Consider the following 5,380-nt stretch of genomic DNA (forward strand, 5'->3'; position numbering starts at 1 on the left):
ACCGGTGGCCGGGGCAACCCCCCGGCCACCGGGCTCAGGCGCCGACGTCCATGCCGGCGGTGCGCAACCTCGTACGTACGTCGTCGAGCAGGCGTGTGGGGAACTCCGACGTACGCCGGCACCGCTCGACCAGGTAGACGATCTTGTTGAGCCGCGGACCGGGCATCTCGAGCCCGCGCGACGCCAGCGCCGGCCTCAGCACGTTGCGGTCGAAGGCCCCGTCGCTGTGGACCTCGGTGCCGCGCCACAGGGCGAACGCGCGCTTGAGGTCGCCGTGCGCGACCACGCCGTGCTCCGGCGAGAGCGCGACCGCGATCGCCGCCACCAGCCAGGCATCATCGTGCTGCAGCGCGTCGACGCCCAGCTGCACGGTGCCCGATCCTGCCGGCTGGGTCTCAGGCAGGTCGAACTCCACGACCGCGACGAACGTCAGGCCGGGACAGCGCAGCTCGATCCGGGTGCCGCTGTCGGTCACCGAGATCTTCTGGCCCGGTGCCGGCGTCGTGGCCTCGCCGGACGGCCCGGTGAGCTCGACGATCGCGCCGTTGGCGCGCTGCCCGCGGTGGACGACGGGCTGCCCGGCGGTCGCGGTGATCACCAGTGCGGGGTCGCTGACATAGGGGAGGCGCACGAAGACGTATGCCGACCCGTCGATGCGTTCGGCGACGAGCGGCTGCTGCTCCGGCAGGTTCATCCGGCGGGCGAGCACGAACGCCGAACCGGGCTCGAGCTCCGCCTGTCCTGCATACTGCTCGCCGGCCGACCAGGCGATGTGCAGCACCGGCGCTCCTTCGTGGAATGCGTTCCGCCGCGGCTCGACGTCGGCCACGGGTGACCCTCACGATGATGCCATGACCGGCTCTCTCTCAGTTCTCGCCTCCAACCTGCTGATCGTCGTCCTGTTCGTCGCCGTGGTCTGGGCGGGGCTGCGGATCGCGCAGAGCATCTTCGGTGTGAGCTCCAAGAAGGCCGCCGCCTCCGAGGTCGCCGCCAAGCTCGTGGCGTACCCGACCGGCTCCGCCGCGGTGCTGCGCCGCCGGTTCGTACGCGCGCTGACCGGGCAGCACGTCGTGATGCCGAGCGGCGAACGCCATGCCTTCGCCGAGCTGACCGTGCGGGTGGCCCCGGAGGACCTGGAGCGGCTCGACCCCGACGGCGACCTGGAGCGGCTCGGCGAGGACGGTGCGAAGCTCTATCTGGCGCACGCCGAACGGGCCGGCTGGTCGGTTCCGGCCGAGGTCACCGTCGTCGTCGAGGTCGACCCGGGGCTGCGGTCCGGGTGGGTGCCGCCGGCGCGTGGCAGCGGCCGGGCCGATCCCGCGCGACGCGACCCGCAGCGTACGCCGATGGGGTGGGACGTCGTGGTCGACGGCGCACCAGCCGCCCCGCCCGCGCCCATCCGGCCCGTCGCCGTCGATCCCGCGGCGACGATGAACTTCCCGGCGCTGGTGCCCGACCTCGAGGACACCGCACCCACCATGAACGTCGCGACCGCCCTGCGGCTGGAGCGCGGCGAGCGTACGACGTCGGTCCCGACCGACGGCGCCGTGCTGGGCCGCCTGCCGGAGAGCCCGGTGCGGTTCGAGGAGCCCCAGGTGTCCTATCGCCACGCCGCGATCCGGCTCCAGGGCACGCAGTGGCAGGTCAAGGACCTCGGCAGCACGAACGGCACGACGGTCGACGGCCAGCGCATCGATGACTGGACCACCCTGCGTACGGGATCGGTCATCGCGCTCGCCGGCGTCAGCGTCGTCGCGGCGCTGGACACGTCGGGAACCGTGCATCTGGGGCTCACGAGTCACTAGGGACAATGGAACCTGCCCGACGTACCGTCATGGTGAATGTCTCGCCGACCAGGAGCAGGAGGATCAGCCCGATGCCAGATCCTCTCGCGAGCCCGGCGACGCCGCCCGGCACCGTGCCGGTCGAGCAGCGCTTCGAGCTGCTCGGGCGGATCGGGGCGGGCAACCACGGCGTCGTGTTCCGCGCCCGCGACAGCCAGCTGCAGCGTGAGGTCGCGATCAAGCGGTTCTCGCACTTCCTCGCCGACGACCCGCGCGCAATGCGTCGCATCACCCGTGAGGTGGCGACGCTGGCCCGCGTCTCCCACCCGCACGTCGTCACGGTGCACGACCTCGTACACATGGCGGACGGCGACGGCGAGGTCACCCCGCACCTCGTCATGGAGCTCGTCGAGGGCACCTCGCTGCGTGACCTGCTGGCCACCCGCGGCCCCAGCATGCGGTCGGTCGTCGCGGTGCGCGGCGTGCTGGAGGGGCTGGCCGCCTGCCACCAGGCCGGCATCCTGCACCTCGACATCAAGCCCGCCAACGTCCTGGTGACACCGAGCGGGGGAGTCAAGATCGTCGACTTCGGCATCGCCCGGGCGGCCTCCGACACCACCGCGACGGTGGCCGGGACGCCGCACTACATGGCGCCGGAGCAGTTCGACGGCAGGGCCGACGAGCGCAGCGACATCTACTCCGTCGGCTGCCTGCTGTACGAGTGCCTGACCGGCGCGCCGCCGTTCGAGGGCACGATGGCCGCACAGGTGCTGGCACACCGCAGCCGCCCGCGGCCCGACCCGCGCGAGCTGGCCCCGCAGGTGACCGCGTCGCTGGCGGCGGTGGTGCAGCGGGCGATGGCGATCGATCCGTCCGCCCGCTATCAGAACGTCGCCGAGATGCTGTCGGCGCTGGCGGCCATCGGCCCGGTCGACGAGTCGGCGGGTGTCCTTTCGACAAGCTCAAGGAACGGGTCCGCGCCGGTCCTTGAGCCTGCCCCGGTCCTTGAGCCTGTCGAAAGGACGCCCACCGGACCGCTCGTCACTCGACTGAGCAAGCTCAAGGCGTACGCGGTGGGGCTCGCCCTGAGTGCGTTCATCGTGGCGCTGCTGCCGGGGTTGGTGTGGCTGAGCACGGTCTTCGTGTCCGACGAGCACCGCCCGCCGGCGATGCAGGACAGCAACTCGTCGGGGTGGTGGATGCTGGCGGTGGCGATCGCGGCCGTCTACCTGCTGATGCGCCGACAGGCCTTCTTCGGCTCGATGGGTGGCCCGGCCGTGGGCGAGCCGCAGCCACCGCGCGTGGTCGACCAGTCGATGCGGCGCGGACTGCTGCTCGCTGCCGGAGCGGCGGCGCGCGGCTCGGTGCCGATGCTCTTCCCGTGGTACGTCCTGCTGGTCGCCGGGTTCGCCGAGGCGGGCGGCGTGGCGTGGCCGGACAACGTGTTCGAATCGACGTGGGGCGTCGCGTGGGTGCTGATGCCCGCGGCTGCGGTGGTGCTGGTGGTGCGCGGCGTCTCGCGGATCCGGCTCCGCTTCGGGTCGCTGATGATGGCCATGATTCACCTGGCTGGCGCTGCAATGGCAGTGGTTTTGTTCATCGCGTACCCGCACGCGATCTGACCCCGCCGCCCTCCGGGGTGAATCGGCCGGGCGCCGCTGGGTACTCATATCCCGCGGCGCACCCGTCGCAGCACCAAATACGAAAGAGGAGCCTCATGGAGATCATCGGCGTGATCGTGGCAGGCATCATCATCGGTCTGCTCGGCAAGTTCGTCGCTCCGGGCGACAAGGACAACATCCCGATCTGGCTGACCGTCCTGTGCGGCATCGGTGGCGTGGTCATCGGCTGGTACATCTACGACGCGGCTGGTGGAGACACCACGTCGGGCGTCGACTGGGTCCGCTGGGCGGTCGCCGTTGCTGTCGCGGCGGTCCTGGTGGTCATTGCATCGACGGTGACGGGACGCAGCAAGTCGCGCCTCTAGTCAGGGATGCGTGAGCGGGACCCCGGCCGTGCGGTCGGGGTCCCGCTCGTACGCGCGGTTGCTCGTCGTTCGCGTGGGTACGCCAGCGGCAGTCCCGCGAACCGCGCGGAACGCACCTGAGCGACCCCCACGCGACCTAGACTGAGCAGGCCATCACAGGGGGACCATGCTCAAGCTCATCAGCCTCATCGTGTCGATGCTCGCGGCGCTGGCCGGCTCGGCTCAGGCCGACATCGTCAGCGACGACCGGTTCTACTCCAACCAGACGCCCTACGGCAATCCGGCGGCGACGTCGATCCGGACCCCTCCGCCCGGCTATGAGCTGACGTTCCTGCAGACCGTCGCCCGGCACGGCTCGCGCAGCCAGACGAGCAACGACGCCGAGCAGCGAGCCCTCGCGGTGTGGAGCGCCGCTGCCAAGAAGGGTCAGCTCACGACCGCCGGCAAGCTGTTCGACGACGACGTCCGCAAGCTCCAGGCGGCCGAGGTGTCGATCGGCTACGCCCGGCTCAGTGCGATCGGCCGGGCCGAGTGGCAGGGCATCGGCCGGCGCACGGCAGCGAACTACCACGAGTTCCTCACCAAGGCAGCGGCCGACGGTGACGACATCACCTTCAAGACGACCAGCCTCTACCGGACCAAGCAGAGTGCGACGTCGCTGCGCCTCGGCCTCGACGCCGCGATCCCCGGCCTCGACCTCAAGCCGTGGACGATCGACGACCGCATGCGCATCACGAGCGGCTCGACCACAGCAGGCCGGGCGGCCATTGCCAGCGTGCACCGCCGGTCCGACGTGCGCTCGGCCGCACGACACGTCCTGCGTCAGCTCTACACCGCGAAGTACGTCGACAGCCTGAGCGGCCAGGTGGCCAAGGCGCTGGACATCTACGCGCTCTACACCATCGCACCGGGCATGAAGGGCGAGACACCGGTGACGTTCAGCCGTTACGTGCCGCTCACCGACGCCCGCCTGATGGGCTATGCGAAGGATGCGCAGAACTTCTACCGCTACGGCCCGGGGGTCAAGGGGCAGACGAGCTCCTACCGTCAGGCGCGGCCGATCCTCCTGGACTTCTTCTCCCAGCTCGACAAGCGCCTCGCCGGCGGCACCAAGGCCGCGGTGTTCAGGCTGGCGCACGGCGAGACCACGATGCCGTTCGCGGCGGTGAGCAAGATGCCCCGCAGCACGAAGCAGGCCTCGGTCAGTGCGCCCTACTCGTACGGCAACAACACCTGGCGGGGCTACATCGCCGGGCGGATGGCCGGCAACATCGAGTGGGCGGCCTACCGCAACGCGCGCGGTGGCGTGCTCGTGACGATCCGCTACAACGAGCAGCCGGTCAGGCTGCACAGCTCATGCACGCCCTCGACCGCTGACCCGTACTTCTACCGGGTCTCCGCGCTCAAGCGCTGCCTGCTCTGACGGAGGGACCAGAGAATCTGGTTTTGTCCGCCTATAGCCGGACAAAACCCGATTCTTCGGTCTCGCCCCTACTTCCGCAGGCGTACGAGGTCGGCGAGCGCGGCGTCCGAGAGCTCGGTGAGCGCGCCTTCGCCGCCGTTGACGACCGCATCGGCGAGTGAGCGCTTGGACCGGATCAGCTCGGCG

At 70.5% G+C, this 5,380-nt stretch carries 5 protein-coding genes; 4 read left to right on the top strand and 1 reads right to left on the bottom strand.

Annotated elements, in window-relative coordinates; translation table 11 throughout:
• Positions 1-34: 34 nt before the first annotated feature.
• Positions 35-829 (bottom strand): hypothetical protein, encoded by a 795-nt coding sequence (locus V6M46_RS12045; protein ID WP_332665292.1) that lies wholly within the window; start codon positions 827-829, stop codon positions 35-37.
• A 22-nt stretch (positions 830-851) separates the two neighbouring features.
• Here V6M46_RS12045 and V6M46_RS12050 point away from each other — a divergent pair, with 22 nt between their 5' ends.
• From V6M46_RS12050 to V6M46_RS12065, 4 genes are all read left to right on the top strand, one after another.
• Positions 852-1,805, top strand: a complete 954-nt coding sequence (locus V6M46_RS12050) for an FhaA domain-containing protein (protein WP_332665295.1) — start codon at positions 852-854, stop codon at positions 1,803-1,805.
• 71 nt (positions 1,806-1,876) lie between these two features.
• The gene (locus tag V6M46_RS12055; RefSeq protein ID WP_332665297.1) at positions 1,877-3,406 is read left to right on the top strand and encodes a serine/threonine-protein kinase; all 1,530 of its coding nucleotides are present in this window, start codon (positions 1,877-1,879) and stop codon (positions 3,404-3,406) included.
• 95 nt (positions 3,407-3,501) lie between these two features.
• A complete protein-coding gene (locus V6M46_RS12060) occupies positions 3,502-3,771 on the top strand; it encodes a GlsB/YeaQ/YmgE family stress response membrane protein (protein ID WP_332665300.1) in 270 nt (89 codons plus the stop codon).
• A 166-nt stretch (positions 3,772-3,937) separates the two neighbouring features.
• Positions 3,938-5,194, top strand: a complete 1,257-nt coding sequence (locus V6M46_RS12065; RefSeq protein ID WP_332665302.1) for a histidine-type phosphatase — start codon at positions 3,938-3,940, stop codon at positions 5,192-5,194.
• Positions 5,195-5,380 lie beyond the last annotated feature (186 nt).

It is taken from the genome of Aeromicrobium sp. (assembly GCF_036676885.1).
Taxonomy (GTDB): domain Bacteria; phylum Actinomycetota; class Actinomycetes; order Propionibacteriales; family Nocardioidaceae; genus Aeromicrobium.